Here is a 21,686-nt window from a genome sequence, read left to right on the forward strand (position 1 = left end):
ATGCCCTGGTCAGCGGCGAGGCGGGCCGGGCGGTGCGACACAGGGACGGAGGAAAGATCGTCGCCCCGTCGGGGGTGGGGATCACTCGCCCGGCCGTACGAAGACCGTCCGTCCGCCGACGACGGTGCGCAGACAGACGGGCAGGTCACGGCCCGGGGTGAGGTCGGGCAGGCCGGGGGTGCCGGAGCGCGGGTCGGTCGACCAGCGGGCGACCCGGTCGTCGGGGGCCTGGACCACCAGGTCACCGGTGCGCCAGACGGCGTAGTCGGCGGGCGCGCCGGGAACCAGGACGCCCGCGTCGTCCCGGCCGACCGCCCGCCAGCCGCCGCGCGTGTGCGCGGTGAACGCGGCACGCACCGAGACCCGGTGCTCCGGCGTGCGGTGGAAGGCGGCGGCGCGGACGGTGCCCCAGGGATCGAGGGGGGTGACGGGGCTGTCGGAGCCGAAGGCGAGCGGGACGCCGACGCGCAGCAGGGCCGCGAAGGGGTTCAGGGTGCGGGCCCGGTCGGCGCCCAGGCGGCGGGCGTACATGCCGTCCGCGCCGCCCCACAGCGCGTCGAAGGCGGGCTGCACGGAGGCGGTCAGACCGAGTTCGGCGAAGGCGGCGATGGTCTCGGGGGTGAGCATCTCGGCGTGCTCGATGCGGTGGCGGGCGGCGCGGACGCGGGCGAGGCCGAGCTTCTCGGCGGCGGCGCGCACGCCCTCGACGACCACGGTGACGGCGGCGTCGCCGATGGCGTGGAAGCCCGCCTGGATCCCGGCCTCGGTGCAGGCCACGACGTGCGAGGCGACCGCGTCGGCGTCGAGGTGGGCGAGGCCGGTGTGGTCGGCGTCGGCGTAGGGGTGGTGCAGGCAGGCGGTGTGGGAGCCGAGGGAGCCGTCGACGAAGAGGTCGCCCGCGGCACCGGACGCGCCCAGCTCCCTCGCCTTGTCGACGTCCTGTTCGGCCCAGTAGCCGACCACCCGGGGGCCGTCCCCCTCGGCCGCCAGCCGCAGCAGGCCGGTCAGGTCGTCCTCGGAGGAGATCTCCGGGCCTGCGCATTCGTGAACGGTTCCGATGCCGAGCGAGGCGGCATGGGCGAGGGCGGCGCGCTGGGCGTCGGCGCGCTGGGCCGGGGTCACGGCACCGAGGGCCGTGGCGCGTACGGCGTGGTGGGCGTCGCCGGTCAGGGGGGCGTCCGCCCGGCCGGGGGCGCCCGGCGTCAGGTCGAGCAGGGCGGTGGTGACGACGGCCGAGTGGACGTCGATGCGGCTGAGGTAGAGGGCACGGCCGCCGGTGGCCTCGTCCAGTTCGGCGCGGGTCGGCGGGCGGCCCTCGGGCCAGGCGGCCGAGTCCCAGCCGTGGCCGAGCAGGACGCGGTCGCCGGGGCGGGCGGCGGCGAACTCCCGTACCCGGGCGAGGGCCGCCGGCAGGGACGGCGCGTCGGACAGGTCGAGGCCGGTCAGGGCGAGGCCGGTGGTGGTCGTGTGCACATGTGCGTCGGTGAACGCCGGGGTGACCAGCGCGCCGTCCAGGTCGACGATCTCGTCCACGCCGTCGGCGAAGGCGTCCGCGGCCCCCTCGGAGCCGACCCAGGCGACCTGGCCGCGTTCGACGACCATGGCGGTGGCGAAGGGGTCGGCGGGACTGTGGACCTCGCCGCGGCGCAGCAGGACGGTCTCGGTCGGGGCACTGGACTCACTCATGGACACCAGTCTCGCCCCTCGCCGGGGTCACCCCGCACACAGGTCCGTCAGATCCGGGGCGGCCGCGCCTCGTACGGGGTGGACAGCACCACCGTCGTGCGCGTGGACACCCCGGCCAGGGAGCGCAGGCGAGCGAGGAGTTCCTCCAGCTCGTGGGGGGTGGCGACGCGCACCTTGAGGATGTAGTTCTCGTCGCCGGCCACGCTGTGGCACGCCTCGATCTCGGGGACACCGGCCAGCCGGTCGGCGATGTCGTCGGGGGCGCTGGGGTCGAACGGCTTCACCGAGATGAAAGCGGTCATCGGCAGCCCGACGGCCTCCGGGTCGACGACCGCGGCGTACCCGCGGATGACGCCACGCTGCTCCAGCCGCCGCACCCGCTGGTGCACGGCCGACGTGGACAGGCCCGTGGCCTTGCCCAGGTCGGTGTAGCTCATCCGCCCGTCCTTGACGAGCAGCTGCACGATCTGTCGGTCCAGCTCCTCCATGGCGCAAGAACCTACAGTGCGCTTGACCTCCTCGGACACTTGAATGTCCTGGACCCCGACCGGTGCCCGGAGGCACAGGGCACCTGCGGGCGGCATGTGACGAACGCCACAGGTCTCGAACAGTCTCCGTGATGTTCTCGTGATTACCGCCGATGGGTGACGGGAAGTGCTTGCTGTGGTCGAGGCCGCAGCGCCTTCACGGCCCAGCCCGAGGGGGAGAATCCCATGCAGAGTCTTCAGCGCCCTGGTCGTACCACGCCCAAGCGGCAGCAGCCGGCCGTCGAGCCCATGCCGGAGGGTGTCGAACCCGACGCCTACGACGAGGACGAACTCGACGCCTACGACACCTTCGAGATGTACCGGGTGATCTGCCCGGACTGCGCGCAGCCCATCGCCCTGCTGGCGGACGAGGAGGTCCTGCCGGAGCACGCGCTGTGCGCCTCGCCGTGGAACCCGTTCGGGCTCACGGTCTGCGCCGGCACCGGCCGCCGGGCGACCGACGCCCGCCCCGCGGACGAGTCCTTCCGGCCCCAGGAGCAGGACACCGCCCTGCTGTTGACGCTGCCTCAGGGCCTGGACTGGCGGATGCAGCCCTTCTCGCACGTCGGCGGCCCGGGTTCGCGCCCGATGCGCGTGCCGGTGATGCGGCGCCAGGCCGCCTGAGCCGCGCGCGGCCCTCGGCCGGCCGGTCCTCCACCCGGCCAGCCGGAGGGCCGCGGAACCGTCACCGGGGGCGCACGCCCGGACCCCGGTGAACTCACACGCGATTCCACGCGCCGGTGACCTGTCCGGGGTTTCGTACGTTGCCCTGGTATGACCCCCACGTTCACGGCGACCGGGCGCCGGCGGCGCGTGTTCGTCCCGGTGCCCGCCGGAGTGCTGCCGCCGGCGCCCCAGCCCCCGGACCCGCCGATCTACCGCGAGCTGATGCGGGCCTGGGCCGACCGCGGCCGCACCCTGCCCGGGCGCCACGACCCCGAGTGGGCCGAGCTCGCGGCGCCCCCGGGCGGACCCGGCGATCTCAGCGCTCCTCCGGCCCCGCGAGATGGCGGGCGATGACCATCCGCTGGATCTGATTGGTGCCCTCGACGATCTGCAGGACCTTCGCCTCCCGCATGTACCGCTCGGCCGGGAAGTCCGCGGTGTAGCCGTAGCCGCCGAGGATCTGCACGGCGTCGGTGGTCACCCGCATCGCCGTGTCGGTGCAGTGCAGCTTGGCCATCGCCGACTGCCGGGCGAACGGCCGTCCCGCGTCGCGCAGCCGGGCCGCCGCCAGGTACAGGGCGCGGCCGGCCTCGATCTGGGTCGCCATGTCGGCGAGCATGAAGCGCAGCCCCTGGAAGTCGGCGATCGGCCTGCCGAACTGCCGGCGCTCGGTGGCGTAGCGCACGGCCTCGTCGAGCGCCGCCTGTGCCACCCCGATCGCGCAGGCGGCGATGCCGAGGCGCCCCGAGTCGAGCGCGGACAGGGCGATCGAGAAGCCCTGGCCCGGCTCCCCGATCCGCCGCGCGTCCGGCACGCGTACGCCGTCGAAGTGGACCTGCGCGGTGGGCGAGCCCTTGAGCCCCATCTTCCTCTCGGGCACCGCCGCGCTCAGCCCCTCGGCGTCCCCGGGAACCAGGAAGGCGGTGATGCCGCGCGGGCCCTCCTCCCCCGTGCGCGCCATGACGGTGCAGAAGTCGGCGGCACCGCCGTGGGTGATCCACGCCTTGGTGCCGGTGATCAGCCAGTCGTCGCCGTCGCGCACGGCGCGGGTGCGCAGCGAGGCGGCGTCCGAGCCGGCGGACGGCTCGGAGAGGCAGTAGGCGCCGAGCAGGCCGCCGCCGAGCATCGCGGGCAGGTGCTCGACGCGCTGCTCCTTGGTGCCGTGGGCGGCCAGCGCGTAGCAGGCGAGGGTGTGGACGCTGACGCCGAGGCCGACGGTGAGCCGGGCGGCGGCGAGTTCCTCCAGGACCTGGAGGTAGACCTCGTACGGCTGGTCGCCGCCGCCGTGTTCGGCGGCGTACGGCAGGCCGAGCAGGCCGGAGGCGGAGAGCAGGGTGAAGACCTCGCGCGGGAAGCGTCCGGCGTCCTCCTCCTCGGCCGCCTTCGGCGCGATCTCGCGCTGGGCGATGTCGCGGACGAGCGAGATCAGGTCCCGGGCCTCGTCCGTGGGCAGGTGACGTTCCACCGGCTGCGGGGCGCGGTCGTGCATGGCGACGCTCTCCTCCCTGTGGGGCGCACCGGCGGGCGGCGCCGTGGGTGGGCGGCTCGCCGGGTCGGTCGGCCGTGGCCAGAGCGCGCACTTCCGGGTCTCGGAAGCCGCTGACCAGCGACTGTGCGGTGAGTATGCCCGATCCGCGGCAGTCAGTCACCAGTTAACGACCGCTCACTTCAAGAAATGCTGAGGCCGCCTTGCGGGGACCGCAAACGGAACGCGTCCGTTCGAAAATGGTCCGAACCATTGACCCGACTGGTCTAGTCCTCCTACGGTGACCGCCCGACGCGTTACCGCGTTCATGCCAATCGGCGCGTTCCCCTCTTCCCCCCACGAGGAGCCACCCCGATGCACTTCCCGAACCACCCCCGCCTGAGGAGAGTCGTCTCCGCGCTCTGCACCGCCGCGCTCGGCGCCGGGCTGCTGGCTGGCGCGGGCACCGCGAGCGCCGCCCCCACGGCCGAGCGGGCCGCCGCCGGCTCCAAGGCCGTCGGCTACTTCACCGAATGGGGCACCTACGACCGCGAGTACTACGTCAAGAACATCGAGACCTCCGGCTCGGCCGAGAAGCTCACCCACATCAACTACGCCTTCGGCAACGTCACCGGCGGCGAGTGCGCCCTGGGCGACTCCTACGCGGCAACCGACCGGGCGTACACGGCGGACGAGTCGGTCGACGGGGTCGCCGACACCTGGGACCAGCCGCTGAAGGGGAACTTCAACCAGTTGCTGAAACTGAAGCAGAAGCACCCGGACCTCAAGGTCCTGTGGTCCTTCGGCGGCTGGACCTGGTCCGGCGGCTTCGCCGAGGCGGCGAAGGACCCGGCCGCGTTCGCCCAGTCCTGCTACGACCTGGTCGAGAACGCGAAGTGGGCCGGTGTCTTCGACGGCATCGACATCGACTGGGAGTACCCCAACGCCTGCGGCCTGACCTGTGACACCAGCGGCCGGGAGGCGTTCGGGGAGCTGATGGCCGCGCTGCGCGCCAAGTTCGGCGGCGACTACCTGGTCACCGCGGCGATCACCGCCGACGCGACCTCCGGCGGCCGGATCGACGCCACCGACTACGCGGGCGCGGCGCAGTACGTCGACTGGTACAACCCGATGACGTACGACTTCTTCGGCGCCTGGGACGCCACCGGGCCGACCGCCCCGCACTCGCCGCTGACCTCCTACGACGGCATCCCGAAGGCGGACTTCCACACCTCGGCGACGATCGCGAAGCTCAAGGGCCTCGGCATCCCGTCCGACAAGCTGCTGCTCGGCATCGGCTTCTACGGACGCGGCTGGACCGGCGTCACCCAGGAGGCTCCGGGCGGCAGCGCGACCGGCCCGGCGGCGGGGACGTACGAGCAGGGCATCGAGGACTACAAGGTGCTGAGGGAGAAGTGCCCGGCGACCGGCACCGTGGGCGGCACGGCGTACGCCAAGTGCGGTGCCGACTGGTGGAGCTACGACACCCCGGCGACCGTCGCGGGCAAGATGACGTACAAGGACCAGGAGGGTCTGGGCGGCACGTTCTTCTGGGAGCTGAGCGGTGACACGGCGGACGGTGAGCTGATCAAGGCGATCAGCTGACCCCCGTACCTCACGGAGCCCGTCCGTCTCGGCGGGCGGGCTCCGGTGCGTCGCGGCGGGCGGGCTCCGGTGCCGGATGGGCCGGGTCCACTTCCTCGATGGCGCGCAGGGTGCCGCCGAGAGTCTTCACCAGCAGGGCGCACATGGTCTCGCGGGACAGTTCGGGGCGGCCGATCCAGTCCAGGGTCGCGCCCTCCACCCCGCACACCCAGGCGAGCAGGCCCATGCGGGCCGGCGGCGAGATGTCGGCGCGGCCGTAGGCGCCCTCGGCGAGGGTGGTGACGATCGCCTCGCGCACCTGGTCCCGGACGGCGTGCACCTCGGCGTCGAAGCCGACGCCGCCGCAGACGATGGTGCGGTACGCGGCCTGGTTGTGCTCGGCGTAGCGCAGATAGCCGTCGACGGTGCGGTGCACCCGGTCCACCGGCGCGAGGTCGAGGCCGCCGGCCGCGAAGGCCACCAGGTCGGCCACCGAGTCCTGGACGATCGCCAGGTAGTAGCCGCGCTTGGAGCGGAAGTAGTAGTAGATCAGCCCTTTGGCGACGCGGGCCTCGCGGGCGATGTCGTCCATCGAGAGCGCGTCGTAGGGGGTGTCGGCGAACAGGCTGCGGCCGATGGCGATGAGTTCGCCGCGGCGGGCCAGCGAGCGCTCGGTGCCGCGGGCCCTGGGCGGGGCGTGTCCGGCTCGCGGAGCCGTGGTGGGCGGTTCGGCGCTCTGCTGGCTGGTATCCAAGATCGACCCTGGTCTGCTGCGGGCTGCGGACCTTGGCAGTATGGCAGCCGGGACGTGGGTCAGGTCACAGCAGGCCGAGCTGGACCACGAGCATGGCGACGACCACGACGAGGGTCCAGCCCATGACGTGCTCAAGGATCTGGGGGCCGTCTTCCCGGGGGCCGCCGGTGCGGACGCGGGTGGCAGTGGCGCTGTGTGCGGTCATGGCTTCTCGCAGAGGTCGGACGTACCGGATGGCTCCCCCCACCGATCCGTCCACCTTGCCACCGAAAAGCGCCGTCGCGGCAGAGATGTCCGTCACAGGGCTGCCCCCGGCCCACGCGGCCGGGGAGCGTCGCGGGCGGTCTCAGCGCACGCCCACCGCCGCGAGCGCCGCGCGCTGGCGCGGGGTCGGGCGGGCCGGGAAGAACAGGTAGCAGACGCCGCCGGTGCCCGAGGCGACGTTGCCGGAGGCGTTGTACCGCTTGGTCCTGAGCCAGATGTTCTCCCACTCGCGCCGCCGGTAGACGCGCCGCACCTCCTCGTTGCCGGCGGAGGCGGGGTCGTTGGCGATCACGTCGCCGTCGGCGGTGAAGCCGATCACCGTCATCAGGTGCCCGGCGGTGCCGTAGCCGGCGCCGGTCAGCTCCTCGGCCAGGAACGACTGGGACGTGATGACCGGGATGCCGGCCGCGATCAGCTGCTCCAGGTCGGTGAGCGAACCGAGGCGGGTGACCACGCCCTGGAGGCCGTCGAAGGTGGCCGCGTAGGCGGCGTTGAACGGCCAGTTGCCGCAGCCGGCGTACTGGTGGTCGAAGGTGTGGCGGGCCGCGTGGCACACCTGGGGGTCGGCGTACGAGGGGTCGACCCAGGCCAGTTGCTCCTCGGTGAGCCGGCCGCCCCAGTACTCGATGACCATCTGGGAGGAGGTGGGGCTGCACCAGGCCTCGCCGCCGTTGTCGTACTCGGGGTACTGCCCTTTGTGGATCTCCTGCGAGTAGCGCGGGACGGCCAGTTCCCGGGCGAGGCCCGGTGCGGAGGCGGGGACGGTGAAGCGGTCGGGGATGTCCGAGCCCATCGCGTCGAGCCGCAGGACGGTGGGGGTGGTGCGCGTGCCGGGCCGGCGGTACAGCGTCAGGCGGAGCCGGCAGGAGGCCAGGCGCAGGCCCGTCGAGGCGTCGTCGACGGCGAAGGTGTCCGTCCAGATGCTGCTCCTGCCGTCGCTCTGGCCGTCCACCGAGGTGCGCCGGATGTCCTGGTCGCCCGCGGCCCAGCGGCCCATCACGTACCAGGGGGTGGCCGTGCCGTCGGAGTAGGTGCCCTTCAGTTCGGCCTGGAGCCAGGTGCCGTCCGGGGTGCGGGCGTTCCAGGAGACGACGGCCTCGGTCGCGGGCACGGCGAGCCGGTGGACGGGCGAGGTCCAGGTCGCGTACTCCCAGTCGGCACTCCGGCCGGTGTGCGGATCGGTGTAGGACACGGTCCCGGCGGGGCTGCCGAGCACGAGGCCGGGGCGGTCGCCCGCGACGGCACGGGTACCCCGGGCGGTTCCGTCGCGCCAGTCGCGGTACGTCGTCCAGGACCGGTGGTCGACGCGGCGGGCGGTGTCGGCCGCACCGGTGTCCGCGTCGGCCGCGGGGGCGGCGGGGGCCGGGACCGCCGCTGCCGAGGTGGTGGCGGTGCCCGTCACCGCGGCGGCGACCGCGACGGCCAGGACGCTTCTGCGGGACGGCTGTTCGGCTCTGCTCATGGGCGGAAGACCCCCAGGTGTCCGAGTCGGGGCAGGTCCTTGCACGGTTGTGCGCCCACTATGGCCCGCCGCCGCCCGCCACTGCCAGCGTTTCGCGCACGCCACGCCCGTGCGTACCGCCCTTCGCCACAGGCGCCCCAGGGGGTGCGGGACGGCGGCGGTTAGAGTGCTGCGCGACCGACCGCCGCCCACTCCCCCGGGACCCGTCATCCACGCACTAGCCTCCCGCCTCCGCCGGCTGCCCCCGTCCTGCGGCCCGGTCCGTCTGATCGGTGTCGACGGACACGCGGGCTCCGGGAAGTCCACGTTCGCCGGGCGGCTGGCGCGGGCCCTGGGCGGCGCGCCGGTGCTGCACCTCGACGACATCGCCAGCCACGAGGAACTGTTCGACTGGACCGGCCGGCTCCTCGACCAGGTGATCGAGCCGCTCAGCCGGGGCAGGACCGCCCGCTACGCCCCCTACGACTGGCGCACCCGGCGCTTCAACCCGCCCCGCGCGCTGCCGCCGGCCCCGGTGGTCCTGCTGGAAGGGGTGGGCTCGGGCCGGCGGGCGCTGCGCCCCTGGCTGGCCGCGCTGCTGTGGCTGGAGCTGCCGCCCGAGGAGGCGTGGGCGCGGGGGCGGGCCCGCGACGGCGAGGAACAGCGGGAGTTCTGGGACGGCTGGGTCCCGGCCGAGCGCGAGCACTTCCTCCGTGACCCTTCGCGCCCCCATGCCGACCTCCTGGTGCTTTCGAGACAGAAGGAGCAAGAGGGGTACGAGGTGCTCGCCGGGCCTGCCGGGACGGGGCCGCAGGGGCCGGACCCTCACGCCGAGTGACCGGTCGCCATCATTGTGTGGAACTCGTGAAGACGCCTTCCAGGCAAGTTCCCGGGATGCCCCAACTCGGCTTGACCCAAGGGCCGTACAGGTCTTACGTTCTCAATGTGCGGCCTTTCGAGGTTGCCGACGGACACGAAGCCCCCGGTTGTTCCCCCGTGATCGGGGGCTTCGTTCTGTCCACATCACCCCTTTTCTGAGTGCCCGGCGACGCCGCCCGCTTACCCTCGGTTACCGCGCTCCCCTGCGCCCCGCCTGCTCCCACCCCGCGCAACCGCATGTCACGGCCCTCTTCGGAGGGAAGACCCCCGCGGGTACGATGCCCTCGGTGCGGCCTGCGGACGACTGCCCCGGGCACCTGGCAACTCCGTTCCGGGGCACAGCGGTTCAGCGGTCGGAGCAAGGCGGGCCACGGCCCGGTGGCATACCGACGGGGGCACGGTTTGTGGGGGACGTGATGGACTTCGGCACGCAGGGCCCGCCGGCCCCGGCCGACCTCGCCTGGCTGCGAGGCGTGGACGCCTACACGATGGGCGCCTATCCGCAGGCGGAGGAGGAGTTCCGGACCGCGGTGCGGATCGATCCGGGCATGGCCGACGGATGGCTCGGACTGCACGCGCTGCGCGTCGACACGACGGCCGCGCTGCTCAGGATGTTCCGGCACCGGGACCGCTTCGGCGAGCAGCGCGCCCGCCACGGCCGCACGCTCAACTCCTGGTACTGGCTGGGCTGGTGGGTGCAGCCCGTACTGGAGAGCCCGCGCGACCTGCTGCTCGCGCACGCCTCGCACTGGCTGGACGGCCGCCACGTACCGGAGCTGGACCGGGCGCTGGCCGGGCTGCCGCCGGTCGACACCGACCAGCACGTCCGTTTCCTGCACGCCTGCCGGGCCTATCTCGTCAAGGACTGGGAGCAGCTCGTCCGGCACACCGATCCGCTGCTCGGCGACCCGCTGCTGGGCATCGAGGCGGGCCTGTTCGGCGGCATGGCCCGGGTCCGCCTGGAGATGTACGGGCAGGCCGAACCGCTGCTGGCCGGGGCGCTGATGCGGTGCCGCAGCGAGCAGCCGCAGCGCAAGGAGCTGCGCTACTGGCTGGCCCGGTCCCGCGAGGGCACCGGCCGCAGCGCCGCCGCCCTGCCGCTGTACCGGGCGGTGCACCGGGTCGACCCCGGGTTCATGGACACCTCGGCGCGACTGGCGGCGATCGCCGAGGGCGACGAGTACGAGGACACCGGGGACATGGCGGCGCTGACCCTGTCCGGCGCCGGGCAGGACTCGGTGGACGGCATCGAGGGCCCCGACAGCCTCGACCCGCTGTTCGGCACCGAGGAACGGGATCTGAGACTGTCCGCCTTCGGACCGCCCGCCGCTGCCCCGCCCGCGGCGGCCGACCCCTCGGTACGGCGCAAGACCGCGGCGCCCGACCCGTCCCTGCCCACCGGTCCCACCGATCCGCGTTTACTGGAGCAGGCGCTCGCCGAGCTGGAGCGGATGGTCGGCCTGGAACCCGTGAAGCGGCAGGTCAAGGCGTTGTCGGCACAGCTGAACATGGCACGGCTGCGGGCCGGGCAGGGGCTCCCGGTCCAGCCGCCGAAACGGCACTTCGTCTTCTCCGGCCCCTCCGGCACCGGCAAGACCACCGTGGCCCGCATCCTGGGCCGCGTCTTCTACGCCCTCGGACTGCTCGGCGGCGACCACCTGGTGGAGGCGCAGCGGGCCGACCTGGTCGGCGAGTACCTCGGGCAGACCGCCGTGAAGGCCAACGAGCTGATCGACTCCGCGCTCGGCGGCGTCCTCTTCGTCGACGAGGCGTACGCGCTGTCCAACTCCGGCTACGGCAAGGGGGACGCGTACGGCGACGAGGCCCTCCAGGTGCTGCTGAAGCGGGCCGAGGACAACCGCGACCACCTCGTGGTGATCCTGGCCGGCTACCCGGAGGGCATGGACCGACTGCTCGCCGCCAACCCGGGGCTCTCCTCCCGGTTCACCACCCGCGTGGACTTCCCGTCGTACCGCCCCTCCGAGCTGACCGCGATCGGCGAGGTGCTGGCCGCCGAGAACGGCGACCTGTGGGACGAGGAGGCCCTGGACGAGCTGCGCTCGATCGCCGGGCACGTCGTCGAGCAGGGGTGGATCGACGAGCTGGGCAACGGGCGGTTCCTGCGGACGCTGTACGAGAAGAGCTGCGCGTACCGGGATCTGCGGCTGTCCGCCTATCCCGGCGCGCTCACCCGCGAGGACCTGGCGACGCTGCGGCTGCCGGATCTGATGCAGGCGTACGGGGAGGTGCTCTCCGGGCGCGGGCCGCAGGACCCGTCGGCGCTGTGACGCGCATGACTCAAGCGAGCACCTCCTCGGGGGACCCGCTGGTGCGCGGCTCGGCCACCGTCGCCTCGGTCGTATCGACCGCCTCGGTCGTATCGACCGCCTCGGCCGTCTGGGCCGCCTCGACCGTCTGGGCCGTCTCGACCGTCTGGGCCGTCTGGGCCGTCTGGGCCTTCTCGGTCGTCTCCCGGTGCGCCGGGTCCCGCACCTCGCCGACCAGCAGCTCCAGTACGTCCTCAAGGGCGACCAGGCCGAGCACCCGGCCCCCCGTGTCGACCACCTGGGCGAGGTGGGTGGCCGCCCGGCGCATCACGGTGAGCGCGTCGTCGAGCGGCAGTTCGGGGCGCAGGGTGGTCATCGGGCGCCAGACCTGCTGGGGCACGGCCCGGTCGGAGTCCTCCAGGTCCAGGACGTCCTTGACGTGCAGATAGCCCATGAAGGCGCCGTTCTCGGCAGCGACCGGGAAGCGGGAGTACCCGGTGCGCGCGGTCAGCTCGACGATCCGGCCCGGGGTGACCGACGGGCTGACCGTCACCCAGGACTCGCCCTTGAGGAGCACGTCCGTCACCGGGCGGGAGCCCAGCTCCAGGGCGTCCTCCAGGCGCTCCTGCTCCTCGGGGTCGAGGAGACCGGCCTGTCCCGCGTCCTCGACCAGCCGGTTGAGCTGCTCGCTGGTGAAGACGGCCTCGACCTCGTCCTTGGGCTCGACCCGGAACAGCCTGAGGATGCCCTGGGCGCAGGCGCCGAGGGCGGCCGTGACCGGCCGGCAGAGGCGGGCGAAGGCGACCAGGCCGGGGCTGAGCCACAGCGCGGCCTTCTCGGGGGCGGCCATCGCCAGGTTCTTCGGGACCATCTCACCGATGACCAGGTGGCAGAAGACCACGAGGGCCAGCGCGATGACGTACCCGAGCGGGTGGATCACGCCGTGCGGGAGGTGGATCCAGGTGAAGACCGGCTCCAGCAGGTGGGCGACGGTCGGTTCGGCGACGGCGCCGAGGGTGAGCGAGCAGACGGTGATGCCGAACTGGGCGGCGGCCATCATCTGCGGCAGGTGCTCCAGGCCGTGCAGCACCTGGCGGGCGCGGGCGGTGCCGAGCGGTTCGATCTGGCTGCGGCGCACCGAGACCAGCGCGAACTCGGCGCCCACGAAGAAGCCGTTGGCGAGCACCAGCAGCGCGGCGAGCAGGAGTTGGAGGACGCTCATCGGACGGCCTCCGCGGTCTCCACTGGCTCCACCGGCTCCGCTGACTCCACCGGCTCCGCTGACTCCGCTGACTCCGCGGCCGGTACGGCGGCGGGTGCCGTGCGGACGAGCCGTACCCGCTCGGCGCGGTAGTGCCCGACCCGGCGCACGGACAGCCGCCAGCCGGGCAGTTCCGCCCGGTCGCCGACGGCGGGGATGCGGCCGAGCAGGTCCGCGACGAGGCCGGCGACGGTCTCGTACGGCCCCTCGGGCACTTCCAGGCCGATGCGGCGCAGGACGTCGACGCGGCAGCTGCCGTCGGCGTCCCAGGCGGGCCGGCCGTCCTCGGGCGGGGCCGCGGCGAGTTCGGGCAGGTCCTGCCCGTCGTGCTCGTCGCGGACCTCGCCGACGATCTCCTCGACGATGTCCTCCAGGGTGACGACGCCGGCCGTGCCGCCGTACTCGTCGACGACGACCGCGATGGGCTGCTCGCTGCGCAGCCGGGCCAGCAGTGGCCGCACCGGCAGGGTCTCGGGGACCAGCAGCGCCGGGCGGGCGATGCTCGCGACGGGGGTGCGCAGCCGTTCGTGGGCCCGCACCGCGAGGGCGTCCTTGAGGTGGACCATGCCGACGACCTCGTCGATCCGCCGGCGGTAGACGGGGAAGCGGGACAGCCCGGTGGCGCGGGTCAGGTTGACCACGTCCTCGGCGGTGGCCGAGGAGTGCAGGGCGCTGACCTTCACGCGCGGGGTCATGACGTGCTGGGCGGTCAGCTCGCCCAGGGACAGGGTCCGCACGAACAGGTCGGCGGTGTCCTGTTCCAGGGCGCCGGCCCGGGCCGAGTGGCGGGCCAGGGATACCAGTTCGCCGGGGGTGCGGGCGGAGGCCAGTTCCTCGGCCGGTTCGACGCCGAGGGTGCGCACGAGCCGGTTGGCGACGGTGTTCAGCGCGGCGATCACCGGGCGGAACAGCCGGGCGAAGGCGTGCTGCGGGCCGGCCACGAAGCGGGCGACCTGCAACGGCCGGGACACCGCCCAGTTCTTGGGCACCAGCTCACCGATCACCATCTGTACGGCCGAGGCGAGCAGCATGCCGACCACGACGGCCACGCCGGGCACCGCGCCCCCGGGTATGCCGAGGGCGGTGAACGGGCCGTCCAGCAGCTGGGCGAGCGCCGGTTCGGCGAGCATGCCGACGACGAGGGAGGTGATGGTGATGCCGAGCTGCGTTCCGGAGAGCTGGAAGGACAGCTCCTTCAGGGACTCGACGACGCGGTGGGCCCGCCGGTCACCGTCGGCGGCGGCCCGTTCGGCGTCCGCGCGCTCGACGGTCACCAGGCCGAACTCGGCCGCCACGAAGAATCCGTTGGCGAGGATCAGCAGGAGAGCGGCTGCCAGGAGCAGCAGGGGGATGGTCATGATGCCGCCGCCTGTGTCGTGTCACGACCGGGGGCGGCGCAGGTACTGCAGGACGATCCGTCCATCGCCGGAGGGAGTCACTCCTCGGGTAGCAGGAACCCCTGTGCACCGGGCGGAGCGACAGGGACGGAGGCGCTCCTGTCGCGCCGCCGCCCTCCAGATTAATCACGAACGGGGTGGGTGCGGCAGGGTGGACGACCCCGATCGGTCCCCGATCCGCCCCCGGGACGCTCCGGAGCGCACCTCGGGGGCGCCCGGGAGCGGGTGGCTCACGCCCCCGGGTGGCCGGCCGAGCGGGCCTCGGCGAGCGCCCGCAGGGTGCGGGCGTCGGCGACGGCCCGCTGCTTGGCGATGCCGGGCTGGATGCCGAGCACGGGCAGGCTGGTGCCGTCGCTCAGGTCGAGGAAGACCCAGGGGTCGCCGGAACGGAGGTTGACCCGGACGATCTCCGCCCAGTCCAGCCGGCGCCGGCGGGTGAGGTTGACGACGGTGACGCCGGACTCCTCGGCGACGGCCTTGGGCCGGGCGAGGATCAGCAGCACGGCGTCCAGGAGCAGCGCGGTCAGCACGAAGCTGGCGCGCTCGCCCGGACCGAGGCCCTTGAGCAGCATCGCGACGGTCGTGAGGACCACGAACAGCACGACGGCGGCGGCGAGCAGGACGGCGCGGGTGCGGCCCGGCCGGAAGGTGACGGGCAGGGCGGGCAGCTCCGGCTGCCCGCCGGTGGTCCGCCCGGGGGTGGCGTCCGCCATGAGATCGCTCCGGAGGTGGTCAGAGGCGGCAGGCGTGGATGGCCGTGGTGAGGATGGCGCGGGCGCCGATCTCGTACAGGTCGTCCATGATCCGCTGGGCGTCCCGGGCGGGGACCATCGCGCGGACGGCGACCCAGCCCTCGTTGTGCAGCGGGGAGATGGTCGGGGACTCCAGGCCGGGGGTGAGCGCGACTGCCTTCTCCAGCTGCTCGACCCGGCAGTCGTAGTCCATCATCACGTACGTCCGGGCCACCAGGACGCCCTGGAGGCGGCGCAGGAACTGCTGGGCCTTGGCGTCCGCCGTCTCGTCGGCGGTGTCACCGGTGCGCCGGATGACGACCGCCTCGGACTTCATGATCGGCTCGCCGAAGACCTCCAGACCGGCGTTGCGCAGCGAGGTGCCGGTCTCGACGACGTCCGCGATGACCTCGGCGACGCCCAGCTCGATGGCGGTCTCGACGGCGCCGTCGAGGTGGACGACGGAGGCGTCGACGCCGCTGTCGGCGAGGTGCCGGGCGACGATGCCCTCGTAGGAGGTGGCGATCGTCTTGCCCTTGAGGTCCTCGACGCCGGTCGCCGCGCCCGGCTTGCCGGCGTAGCGGAAGGTGGAGCGGGCGAAGCCGAGGGGGAGGATCTCCTCGGCGTCGGCGCCGGAGTCGACCAGCAGGTCGCGGCCGGTGATGCCGATGTCGAGCCGGCCGGAGGAGACGTAGATCGCGATGTCGCGGGGGCGGAGGTAGAAGAACTCGACCTCGTTGCCCGGGTCGACGATGCGCAGTTCCTTGGACTCGCGGCGCTGCCGGTAGCCGGCCTCATGGAGCATGTCCGCCGCAGGGCCGGAGAGGGAACCCTTGTTGGGGACGGCGATGCGCAGCATGAGGTCGGCTTCCTTTGCTCAACGGGGGGTGGTGGGTCGGTTCACAGGTGGGCGTAGACGTCGTCCAGGGAGATGCCGCGGGCGACCATCATCACCTGGACGTGGTACAGCAGCTGGGAGATCTCCTCGGCGGCCGCTTCCTTGCCCTCGTACTCGGCGGCCATCCAGACCTCGGCGGCCTCCTCGACGACCTTCTTGCCGATGGCATGGACGCCCTTGTCGACCAGCTCGGCGGTGCGGGAGGTGGCGGGGTCGCCGTGGGCGGCCTTGTGCTGGAGCTCGGTGAACAGCTCCTCGAACGTCTTCTTGGACATGGTGGCGTCCACTCTACGGGTTGTGCGGGCCGCCCTGGCGCCAGGGTTCGGATACCGAGCGCAGCGTCGCCGCCGTCGCCACCGCCGCCGTCACCGCCTCGTGGCCCTTGTCCTCGCTGGAGCCCTCGATGCCGGCGCGGTCCAGGGCCTGTTCCTCGGTGTCGCAGGTCAGGACGCCGAAGCCGACGGGGACGCCGGTGTCGACGGAGACCTGGGTGAGGCCCTGGGTGACGCCCTGGCAGACGTACTCGAAGTGGGGGGTGCCGCCGCGGATGACGACACCGAGGGCGACGATCGCGTCGTAGCCGCGCTCGGCGAGGCCCTTGGCGACCACCGGCAGTTCCCAGCTGCCGGGGACCCTGAGCAGGGTCGGCTCGCTGATGCCCAGGTCGTGCAGGGCGCGCAGCGCGCCGTCCACCAGGCCGTCCATCACCTTCTCGTGCCACTGCGCCGCGATGACGGCGACCCGCAGGTCACCCACATTGCGTACGGACAGTTCCGGTGCGCCCTTGCCGCTCACGTCTCTCCTCGGTGTGTCTGTGGTGCTTTGTTGCTGTGCTTTGTTGCTGTGCTTCGTCGTGCTCACTGGTTGCCGCAGGTGGACACGGTGGTGGTGTCCAGCCAGGGCAGGTCGTGTCCCATCCGGTCCCGCTTGGTGCGCAGGTAGCGGAGGTTGTGCTCGCCCGCCTGGACAGGCATCGGTTCGCGACCGGTGACGGTGAGGCCGTGCCGGACCAGCGCGTCGCTCTTGTCGGGGTTGTTGGTCAGCAGGCGGACGCCGCGCACGCCGAGGTCCTTGAGGATCTGGGCGCCGGCGCCGTAGTCCCGGGCGTCGGCGGGCAGTCCGAGTTCCAGGTTGGCGTCCAGGGTGTCCCGGCCGCGCTCCTGGAGCTCGTAGGCGCGCAGTTTGGACATCAGGCCGATGCCGCGGCCCTCGTGGCCCCGGAGGTAGACGACCACGCCCCGGCCCTCGGCCTGGATGCGGGCCAGCGAGGCGTCCAGCTGGGGGCCGCAGTCGCAGCGCTGGGAGCCGAAGACGTCGCCGGTCAGGCACTCGGAGTGGACGCGGACGAGGACGTCGGTGCCGTCGCCGAGGTCGCCGTGGACCAGGGCGACGTGCTCGACGCCGTCGACGGTGGAGCGGTAGCCGTACGCGGTGAAGGTGCCGTGGGCGGTGGGCAGGTGGACCTCGGCCTCGCGGCGGACGGTGGGCTCGGCGCTGCGCCGGTAGGCGATCAGGTCCTCGATGGAGATGATCGTCAGGCCGTGCTTGCGGGCGAACGGGATCAGCTCGGGCAGCCTGAGCATCCGGCCGTCCTCGCCGGCGATCTCGACGATGGCACCGGCCGGGCGCAGGCCCGCCAGGCGGGCGAGGTCGACGGCGGCCTCGGTGTGGCCGTCGCGGACCAGGACGCCGCCGGGGCGGGCGCGCAGCGGGAAGACGTGGCCGGGGCGGACCAGGTCGGTGGGCTCGGCGGTGCCGCTCGCCAGCAGGCGGAGCGTGGTGGCGCGGTCGGCGGCGGAGATGCCGGTGGTGACGCCGTGCGCGGCGGTGGCGTCCACGGAGACCGTGAACGCGGTCTTCATCGACTCGGTGTTGTCCTCGACCATCTGGGGGAGGCGGAGCCGGTCCAGTTCGTCGCCCTCCATGGGGGCGCAGATCAGGCCGCGGCACTCGCTCATCATGAAGGCGACGACCTCTTCGGTCGCCTTCTCGGCGGCGATGACGAGGTCGCCCTCGTTCTCCCGGTCGGCGTCGTCGACGACCACGACCGGGCGGCCGGCGGCGATGTCGGCGACGGCCTGTGCGACGGGGTCGAGGATCAGGTCCTCGGGACCGTCGGCGCTGTAGAGGATAGGTGCCGCGCTCATGCGGGCGCTCCTTCCATGACGGGCCGCGGACCCCTGCGGGAGCGCAGCCACCAGTCGCGCAGGCCCCACAGGACGAGCGCGCCGTAGATGACGTAGACGAAGCCGGAGAAGGCGAAGCCGTTGGCGAAGTTCAGCGGGACGCCGACGAGGTCGACCAGGAGCCAGGCGAACCAGAACTCGACCATGCCGCGCGCCTGGGCGTACATGGCGACGACGGTGCCGACGAAGACGTAGGCGTCCGGCCAGGGGTCCCAGGACAGGCTCGGGTAGGCGGTGAACAGGCCGCCGACGGCGAGGGTGCCGACGGCGGCGGCGCCGAGCAGGGCGGCGCGCTCGCGCCAGGTGGCGAACCGGACGGCGACGCTGCCGTCCTGCGCCTGCCGGCGGCCCCGGTTCCACTGCCAGTAGCCGTACGCGGCGACCACCATGACGACGATCTGCTTGCCGGCGCTGCCGGAGAGGTGAGCGGTGGCGAAGGCGGCGAAGAGGATGAGTCCGGAGAGGAACTGCACCGGCCAGGTCCACAGGGAGCGCCGCCAGCCGAGGGCGAGACCGAGCAGACCGATCACGTTGCCGATCATGTCCGACCACTTGATGTGCTGGTCGAACAGGACGAACGCCTCGGAGTTGAGCCAGTTCACTTGGTCTCCCCCTGACCGGTGAGCAGCCGCTCGACGTACTTGGCGATGACATCCACTTCGAGGTTGACCGGGTCGCCGGGCTGCTTCACGCCGAGCGTGGTCAGGGCGAGGGTGGTCGGGATGAGGCTGACGGTGAAGAAGTCGGGGCCGGCCTCCACGACGGTGAGGCTGATGCCGTCGACGGTGATGGAGCCCTTCTCGACGACGTAACGGGCGAGCTGGGCGGGGAGGGAGATCTTGACGATCTCCCAGTGCTCGGAGGGCTCGCGTTCGATGATCTCGCCGGTGCCGTCGACGTGGCCCTGCACGATGTGGCCGCCGAGGCGGGCGCCGACCGCGGTGGGGCGCTCCAGGTTGACGCGGGAGCCGACGGCGAGGGCGCCGAGGCTGGAGCGGCTCAGGGTCTCGGCCATCACGTCGGCGGTGAACTCGTCGCCCTCGTGGTCGACGACCGTGAGGCAGACGCCGTTGACGGCGATGGAGTCCCCGTGCCGCGCGCCCTCGGTGACGACGGGGCCGCGCAGTCGGAAGCGACAGGCGTCGCCGAGGGTCTCGACGGCGGTGATCTCGCCCAGCTCTTCGACGATTCCGGTGAACACTTCCCGGGTCCTCCTGCCTCTTGGGCACGGACTCCGGGGCATCTGTCGACAGCCGACAGGACGTACGGACGACGACACCGGTACGGCGTTCGTCGGTCGGACCTGTCCCTCGGGGACGGGTCCGAAACAGCCGGCGACGCGCACATGGGCTCGTCCGCCGCGCACTGCCTCCCATCCGGACTTTAACCGTCGGTCCAGGAATTTCACCTGGTCAACCGGCCGCTGGAGGCGACCGGGTCGCGGACTGTAACCGCCGGTTCGGACTTTCACCGACCCCGGAGTGCGCTGCTTCTGGTACAGAGCCAGTGTGCCACGTCTGATCGTCACCCAGACGGGCGGGGGCTGTGGGGTGACTCACACCTTCCCGCCTTCTCGCCTCCTCGCCTCCTCGCCCGCGACAGGAACGTACCCACAGGAACGTACCTATTGACGCTGTGGTCTAGTCCTCTCTAGTGTCTGCGCGACCTCCCCCTTGTGACCGGTCCGGCGGCGGTGACGACGGCCCTTGCCCGCCGCCGGGCCACCCCGTCCGCGGTGAACGCGGCCGACGGCGGGGAAGGCTTACCGCCGTGCGGTGGACGATCGGACGTGACGGGCGTGACCGGCGTGACGGGCTGGTGCGGGCGGGGCTCGGGGTGCTCGCCGGCACCCAACTGGTGCTCGGCCTGTGGGTGCTGCTGCTGCCGGAGCTGTTCTGGAAGTGGCCCTGGGTGTCGCATCTGCCGCCCTACAACGAGCATCTGCTGCGGGACTTCGGCGGGGCCGGTCTCGCGCTCGCCGTGGTGCTGTGCGCGGCGGTGGCGACGATGGAGCGGCGGCTGGTCCTGACCGCGCTGGTGGCCTATCTGGCCTCCTCGGTACCGCATCTGGTCTTCCACGCCGGGCATCTGGCGCCCCTGTCGGCGGCGAGCGGCGCGGGGTTCATGGCGCTGCTGGGCACGGCGGTGGTGCTGCCGACGGTACTGCTGTGGCTGGCGGCGTCGCGCGGGGGCGCGGAGGCCGGCTGACGGTTCGGTCTGGTGCGGGGCGGCTGTTCGGGGGTGCGGGGTGGGGGTACGGGCCGGCTGTTGGGGGTGGCTGTCCGGTGGTGCGGGGCGGCGGTGCCGGGCAGCGGGGCGGGGGTGCGGGGCGGCTGCCCGGTGGTGCGGGGCGGTTCAGCTCCCCGGCGGTGTGAACAGTTCGTCCTGCGCGCGGTCGCGAGCCGTCAGCAGCGCCCCGCGCAGCACGGCCTCGCCGCCCAGCAGACCGGCCCGTACCTCCGTGGGCAGCGGGGACATGCGGGCCAGGGCGCGGTGGACGCGGCCGGCCAGCACGTCGCCGCCCGCGCGGCCGACCTCCCCGGCCAGCACCACGCAGCCGGGGTCGAGGACGGAGACCACGGCGGCGACGCCGAGGGCGACACGGTCGGCGAGGGCGTCGAGGAAGCGCCCGGCGGCCGGGTCCGTGCCGTGCGCCGCGGCGCGGACCAAGGCGGGGGCGTACGTCGCGGCACGGACCGGATCGGGGCCATGCATCGCGGCACGGACCGAATCGGGGGCATGCGTCGCGGCACGGACCAGGTCAGACGCGTGCGTCGCGGCACGGACCAGGTCAGGCGCGTGCGTCGGGTCGGAGGGTGCCGCCCGGTCGCCGTGCGGCAGCGTCAGCCCGTGCTCCGCCGCGAGGGCGACGATCGCCGACGCCGAGGCCAGGGAGTGGAAGCCGCCGTCGCAGTCGGTGGCCGACGGCAGGCCGGTCGTGCCCGGCACCGGCAGGAAGCCGACCTCGCCGGCGCCCCCGGAGGCGCCCCGCCGCAGCGTCCCGTCCAGGACGAGCGCGGCGCCGATGCCGAGGTCCAGCCAGAGCAGTACGAACGTGTCCCGGTCCCGGGCGGCGCCGTCGCGCTGTTCGGCCAGGGCGGCGAGGTTGGTCTCGTTCTCGACGCTGACCCGGGACTCCGGGAACCGCTCCTGCACGGCGGCCATCAGGCGGCGGTGCCAGGCGGGCAGCCCGCCGGAGTCGCGCAGATCGCCGCTGGCCGGGTCGATCAGGCCGGGGGCGCCGATGCCCACCGTGTGCAGCCGGTCCGCCCCGGCCTCCTTGGCGGCCTGCTCCACCAGCGCGACCGCCTGTTCCACCGCCGGTCCGGTCCCGGCGTCGTCGCGGATCGGCCCGGACGCCTCGGCCAGCACGCCGCCGACCAGGTCGGAGACGAGCACGGAGACGCCCTCCGTGCGCACGTCGAGGGCGGCCAGGTGGGCCAGCCCGGCGACGATCCCGTACAGCTTGGCGTTGGGGCCGCGGCGCTGCTCCCCCGCCTCGCCGACCACCTCGATCAGGCCGGCCGCGGTGAGCCGTTCGACGAGGTCGGCCACGGACGGCCGGGACAGGCCGGTGAACTGCTTGAGCTGCGCGGCCGTCAACGGGCCCTCCCGCTGGAACAGGCTGAGGGCGAGCCGGTCGTTGATGGCCCGGGCGGTGCTCGGAGTGGCGGGCATGC

The 21,686-nt window shown here is 73.1% G+C and carries 21 protein-coding genes and 1 riboswitch; of the genes, 5 read left to right on the forward strand and 16 right to left on the reverse strand.

The window, feature by feature from the left end:
* Positions 1 to 81: 81 nt before the first annotated feature.
* Together ACIQR3_RS20125 and ACIQR3_RS20130 are read right to left on the reverse strand one after the other, a co-directional pair.
* The gene (locus ACIQR3_RS20125; protein WP_403540653.1) at positions 82 to 1,686 is read right to left on the reverse strand and encodes an amidohydrolase; all 1,605 of its coding nucleotides are present in this window, start codon (positions 1,684 to 1,686) and stop codon (positions 82 to 84) included.
* Between the two features lie 47 nt (positions 1,687 to 1,733).
* Positions 1,734 to 2,174, reverse strand: a complete 441-nt coding sequence (locus tag ACIQR3_RS20130; RefSeq protein ID WP_004002750.1) for an Lrp/AsnC family transcriptional regulator — start codon at positions 2,172 to 2,174, stop codon at positions 1,734 to 1,736.
* 225 nt (positions 2,175 to 2,399) lie between these two features.
* Between ACIQR3_RS20130 and ACIQR3_RS20135 the strand changes: the two genes are divergently transcribed.
* The gene (locus tag ACIQR3_RS20135; protein WP_403540656.1) at positions 2,400 to 2,837 is read left to right on the forward strand and encodes a hypothetical protein; all 438 of its coding nucleotides are present in this window, start codon (positions 2,400 to 2,402) and stop codon (positions 2,835 to 2,837) included.
* Positions 2,838 to 3,195: 358 nt separating this feature from the next.
* Here the strand turns inward: ACIQR3_RS20135 and ACIQR3_RS20140 are convergent, their stop codons facing one another.
* Positions 3,196 to 4,368 carry an acyl-CoA dehydrogenase family protein gene (locus tag ACIQR3_RS20140; RefSeq protein ID WP_403540658.1) on the reverse strand — a complete coding sequence of 391 codons (1,173 nt, stop codon included), beginning with the start codon at positions 4,366 to 4,368 and terminating at the stop codon, positions 3,196 to 3,198.
* A gap of 351 nt (positions 4,369 to 4,719) precedes the next feature.
* Here ACIQR3_RS20140 and ACIQR3_RS20145 point away from each other — a divergent pair, with 351 nt between their 5' ends.
* A complete protein-coding gene (locus tag ACIQR3_RS20145) occupies positions 4,720 to 5,949 on the forward strand; it encodes a glycoside hydrolase family 18 protein (RefSeq protein ID WP_403540660.1) in 1,230 nt (409 codons plus the stop codon).
* Between the two features lie 10 nt (positions 5,950 to 5,959).
* Here ACIQR3_RS20145 and ACIQR3_RS20150 read toward each other — a convergent pair whose 3' ends face one another.
* From ACIQR3_RS20150 to ACIQR3_RS20160, 3 genes are all read right to left on the reverse strand, one after another.
* On the reverse strand, positions 5,960 to 6,682 hold the full coding sequence (locus ACIQR3_RS20150; RefSeq protein WP_403540661.1) for a TetR/AcrR family transcriptional regulator: 723 nt from the start codon (positions 6,680 to 6,682) through the stop codon (positions 5,960 to 5,962).
* Positions 6,683 to 6,746: 64 nt separating this feature from the next.
* The gene (locus tag ACIQR3_RS20155) at positions 6,747 to 6,887 is read right to left on the reverse strand and encodes an SCO1431 family membrane protein (protein WP_215167983.1); all 141 of its coding nucleotides are present in this window, start codon (positions 6,885 to 6,887) and stop codon (positions 6,747 to 6,749) included.
* A gap of 141 nt (positions 6,888 to 7,028) precedes the next feature.
* On the reverse strand, positions 7,029 to 8,408 hold the full coding sequence (locus ACIQR3_RS20160) for a peptidase C39 family protein (protein ID WP_403540665.1): 1,380 nt from the start codon (positions 8,406 to 8,408) through the stop codon (positions 7,029 to 7,031).
* 166 nt (positions 8,409 to 8,574) lie between these two features.
* Between ACIQR3_RS20160 and ACIQR3_RS20165 the strand changes: the two genes are divergently transcribed.
* Both ACIQR3_RS20165 and ACIQR3_RS20170 read left to right on the forward strand, forming a co-directional pair.
* Positions 8,575 to 9,225 (forward strand): uridine kinase, encoded by a 651-nt coding sequence (locus tag ACIQR3_RS20165; RefSeq protein WP_403540667.1) that lies wholly within the window; start codon positions 8,575 to 8,577, stop codon positions 9,223 to 9,225.
* Positions 9,226 to 9,682: 457 nt separating this feature from the next.
* Positions 9,683 to 11,554, forward strand: a complete 1,872-nt coding sequence (locus tag ACIQR3_RS20170; protein WP_403540670.1) for an AAA family ATPase — start codon at positions 9,683 to 9,685, stop codon at positions 11,552 to 11,554.
* Positions 11,555 to 11,564: 10 nt separating this feature from the next.
* On the opposite strand, the gene ACIQR3_RS20175 is transcribed toward ACIQR3_RS20170, so the two are convergent.
* The 9 genes from ACIQR3_RS20175 to ACIQR3_RS20215 form a co-directional block, all read right to left on the reverse strand.
* Positions 11,565 to 12,755, reverse strand: a complete 1,191-nt coding sequence (locus ACIQR3_RS20175; RefSeq protein WP_403540672.1) for a hemolysin family protein — start codon at positions 12,753 to 12,755, stop codon at positions 11,565 to 11,567.
* Positions 12,752 to 14,152, reverse strand: a complete 1,401-nt coding sequence (locus ACIQR3_RS20180; RefSeq protein ID WP_403540675.1) for a hemolysin family protein — start codon at positions 14,150 to 14,152, stop codon at positions 12,752 to 12,754. The genes ACIQR3_RS20175 and ACIQR3_RS20180 overlap by 4 nt, the downstream gene beginning before the upstream one ends.
* A 269-nt stretch (positions 14,153 to 14,421) precedes the next feature.
* A complete protein-coding gene (locus ACIQR3_RS20185) occupies positions 14,422 to 14,904 on the reverse strand; it encodes a PH domain-containing protein (protein ID WP_403540677.1) in 483 nt (160 codons plus the stop codon).
* 19 nt (positions 14,905 to 14,923) lie between these two features.
* Complete coding sequence (gene hisG / locus ACIQR3_RS20190) at positions 14,924 to 15,781, reverse strand: ATP phosphoribosyltransferase (RefSeq protein ID WP_403540679.1); 858 nt, start codon at positions 15,779 to 15,781, stop codon at positions 14,924 to 14,926.
* A 41-nt stretch (positions 15,782 to 15,822) separates the two neighbouring features.
* On the reverse strand, positions 15,823 to 16,095 hold the full coding sequence (locus ACIQR3_RS20195) for a phosphoribosyl-ATP diphosphatase (RefSeq protein WP_004990764.1): 273 nt from the start codon (positions 16,093 to 16,095) through the stop codon (positions 15,823 to 15,825).
* Between the two features lie 13 nt (positions 16,096 to 16,108).
* Complete coding sequence (gene ribH, locus ACIQR3_RS20200) at positions 16,109 to 16,615, reverse strand: 6,7-dimethyl-8-ribityllumazine synthase (RefSeq protein WP_403540682.1); 507 nt, start codon at positions 16,613 to 16,615, stop codon at positions 16,109 to 16,111.
* A gap of 62 nt (positions 16,616 to 16,677) precedes the next feature.
* Positions 16,678 to 17,967, reverse strand: coding sequence for a bifunctional 3,4-dihydroxy-2-butanone-4-phosphate synthase/GTP cyclohydrolase II (locus tag ACIQR3_RS20205; protein ID WP_403540685.1), 1,290 nt, complete (start codon positions 17,965 to 17,967; stop codon positions 16,678 to 16,680).
* Complete coding sequence (locus tag ACIQR3_RS20210) at positions 17,964 to 18,608, reverse strand: nicotinamide riboside transporter PnuC (RefSeq protein WP_403540688.1); 645 nt, start codon at positions 18,606 to 18,608, stop codon at positions 17,964 to 17,966. The genes ACIQR3_RS20205 and ACIQR3_RS20210 overlap by 4 nt, the downstream gene beginning before the upstream one ends.
* Entirely contained in the window at positions 18,605 to 19,207 is a 603-nt protein-coding gene (locus ACIQR3_RS20215; protein ID WP_403540691.1) for a riboflavin synthase, read from the reverse strand. The genes ACIQR3_RS20210 and ACIQR3_RS20215 overlap by 4 nt, the downstream gene beginning before the upstream one ends.
* Positions 19,208 to 19,364: 157 nt before the next feature.
* Positions 19,365 to 19,495: riboswitch (FMN riboswitch) on the reverse strand.
* Positions 19,496 to 19,776: 281 nt separating this feature from the next.
* On the opposite strand from ACIQR3_RS20215, the gene ACIQR3_RS20220 reads away from it, so the two are divergent.
* Positions 19,777 to 20,214 (forward strand): hypothetical protein, encoded by a 438-nt coding sequence (locus ACIQR3_RS20220; protein ID WP_403540694.1) that lies wholly within the window; start codon positions 19,777 to 19,779, stop codon positions 20,212 to 20,214.
* Positions 20,215 to 20,361: 147 nt separating this feature from the next.
* Here ACIQR3_RS20220 and ACIQR3_RS20225 read toward each other — a convergent pair whose 3' ends face one another.
* Entirely contained in the window at positions 20,362 to 21,684 is a 1,323-nt protein-coding gene (locus ACIQR3_RS20225; RefSeq protein WP_403540696.1) for an ROK family transcriptional regulator, read from the reverse strand.
* Between the last annotated feature and the right edge of the window lie 2 nt (positions 21,685 to 21,686).

The sequence above is a fragment of the Streptomyces sp. NPDC090994 genome (assembly GCF_044768905.1).
In the GTDB taxonomy this organism is placed as follows: domain Bacteria; phylum Actinomycetota; class Actinomycetes; order Streptomycetales; family Streptomycetaceae; genus Streptomyces.

Coding starts and splice junctions, on each gene's coding strand:
- ACIQR3_RS20185 (WP_403540677.1), bottom strand. CDS start 14,904: ATGGCGGACGCCACCCCCGGGCGGACCACCGGCGGGCAGCCGGAGCTG.
- ACIQR3_RS20170 (WP_403540670.1), top strand. CDS start 9,683: ATGGACTTCGGCACGCAGGGCCCGCCGGCCCCGGCCGACCTCGCCTGG.
- ACIQR3_RS20180 (WP_403540675.1), bottom strand. CDS start 14,152: ATGACCATCCCCCTGCTGCTCCTGGCAGCCGCTCTCCTGCTGATCCTC.
- ACIQR3_RS20225 (WP_403540696.1), bottom strand. CDS start 21,684: ATGCCCGCCACTCCGAGCACCGCCCGGGCCATCAACGACCGGCTCGCC.
- ACIQR3_RS20145 (WP_403540660.1), top strand. CDS start 4,720: ATGCACTTCCCGAACCACCCCCGCCTGAGGAGAGTCGTCTCCGCGCTC.
- ACIQR3_RS20175 (WP_403540672.1), bottom strand. CDS start 12,755: ATGAGCGTCCTCCAACTCCTGCTCGCCGCGCTGCTGGTGCTCGCCAAC.
- ACIQR3_RS20160 (WP_403540665.1), bottom strand. CDS start 8,408: ATGAGCAGAGCCGAACAGCCGTCCCGCAGAAGCGTCCTGGCCGTCGCG.
- ACIQR3_RS20125 (WP_403540653.1), bottom strand. CDS start 1,686: ATGAGTGAGTCCAGTGCCCCGACCGAGACCGTCCTGCTGCGCCGCGGC.
- ACIQR3_RS20195 (WP_004990764.1), bottom strand. CDS start 16,095: ATGTCCAAGAAGACGTTCGAGGAGCTGTTCACCGAGCTCCAGCACAAG.
- ACIQR3_RS20205 (WP_403540685.1), bottom strand. CDS start 17,967: ATGAGCGCGGCACCTATCCTCTACAGCGCCGACGGTCCCGAGGACCTG.
- hisG (WP_403540679.1), bottom strand. CDS start 15,781: ATGCTGCGCATCGCCGTCCCCAACAAGGGTTCCCTCTCCGGCCCTGCG.
- ACIQR3_RS20130 (WP_004002750.1), bottom strand. CDS start 2,174: ATGGAGGAGCTGGACCGACAGATCGTGCAGCTGCTCGTCAAGGACGGG.
- ACIQR3_RS20135 (WP_403540656.1), top strand. CDS start 2,400: ATGCAGAGTCTTCAGCGCCCTGGTCGTACCACGCCCAAGCGGCAGCAG.
- ACIQR3_RS20155 (WP_215167983.1), bottom strand. CDS start 6,887: ATGACCGCACACAGCGCCACTGCCACCCGCGTCCGCACCGGCGGCCCC.
- ACIQR3_RS20140 (WP_403540658.1), bottom strand. CDS start 4,368: ATGCACGACCGCGCCCCGCAGCCGGTGGAACGTCACCTGCCCACGGAC.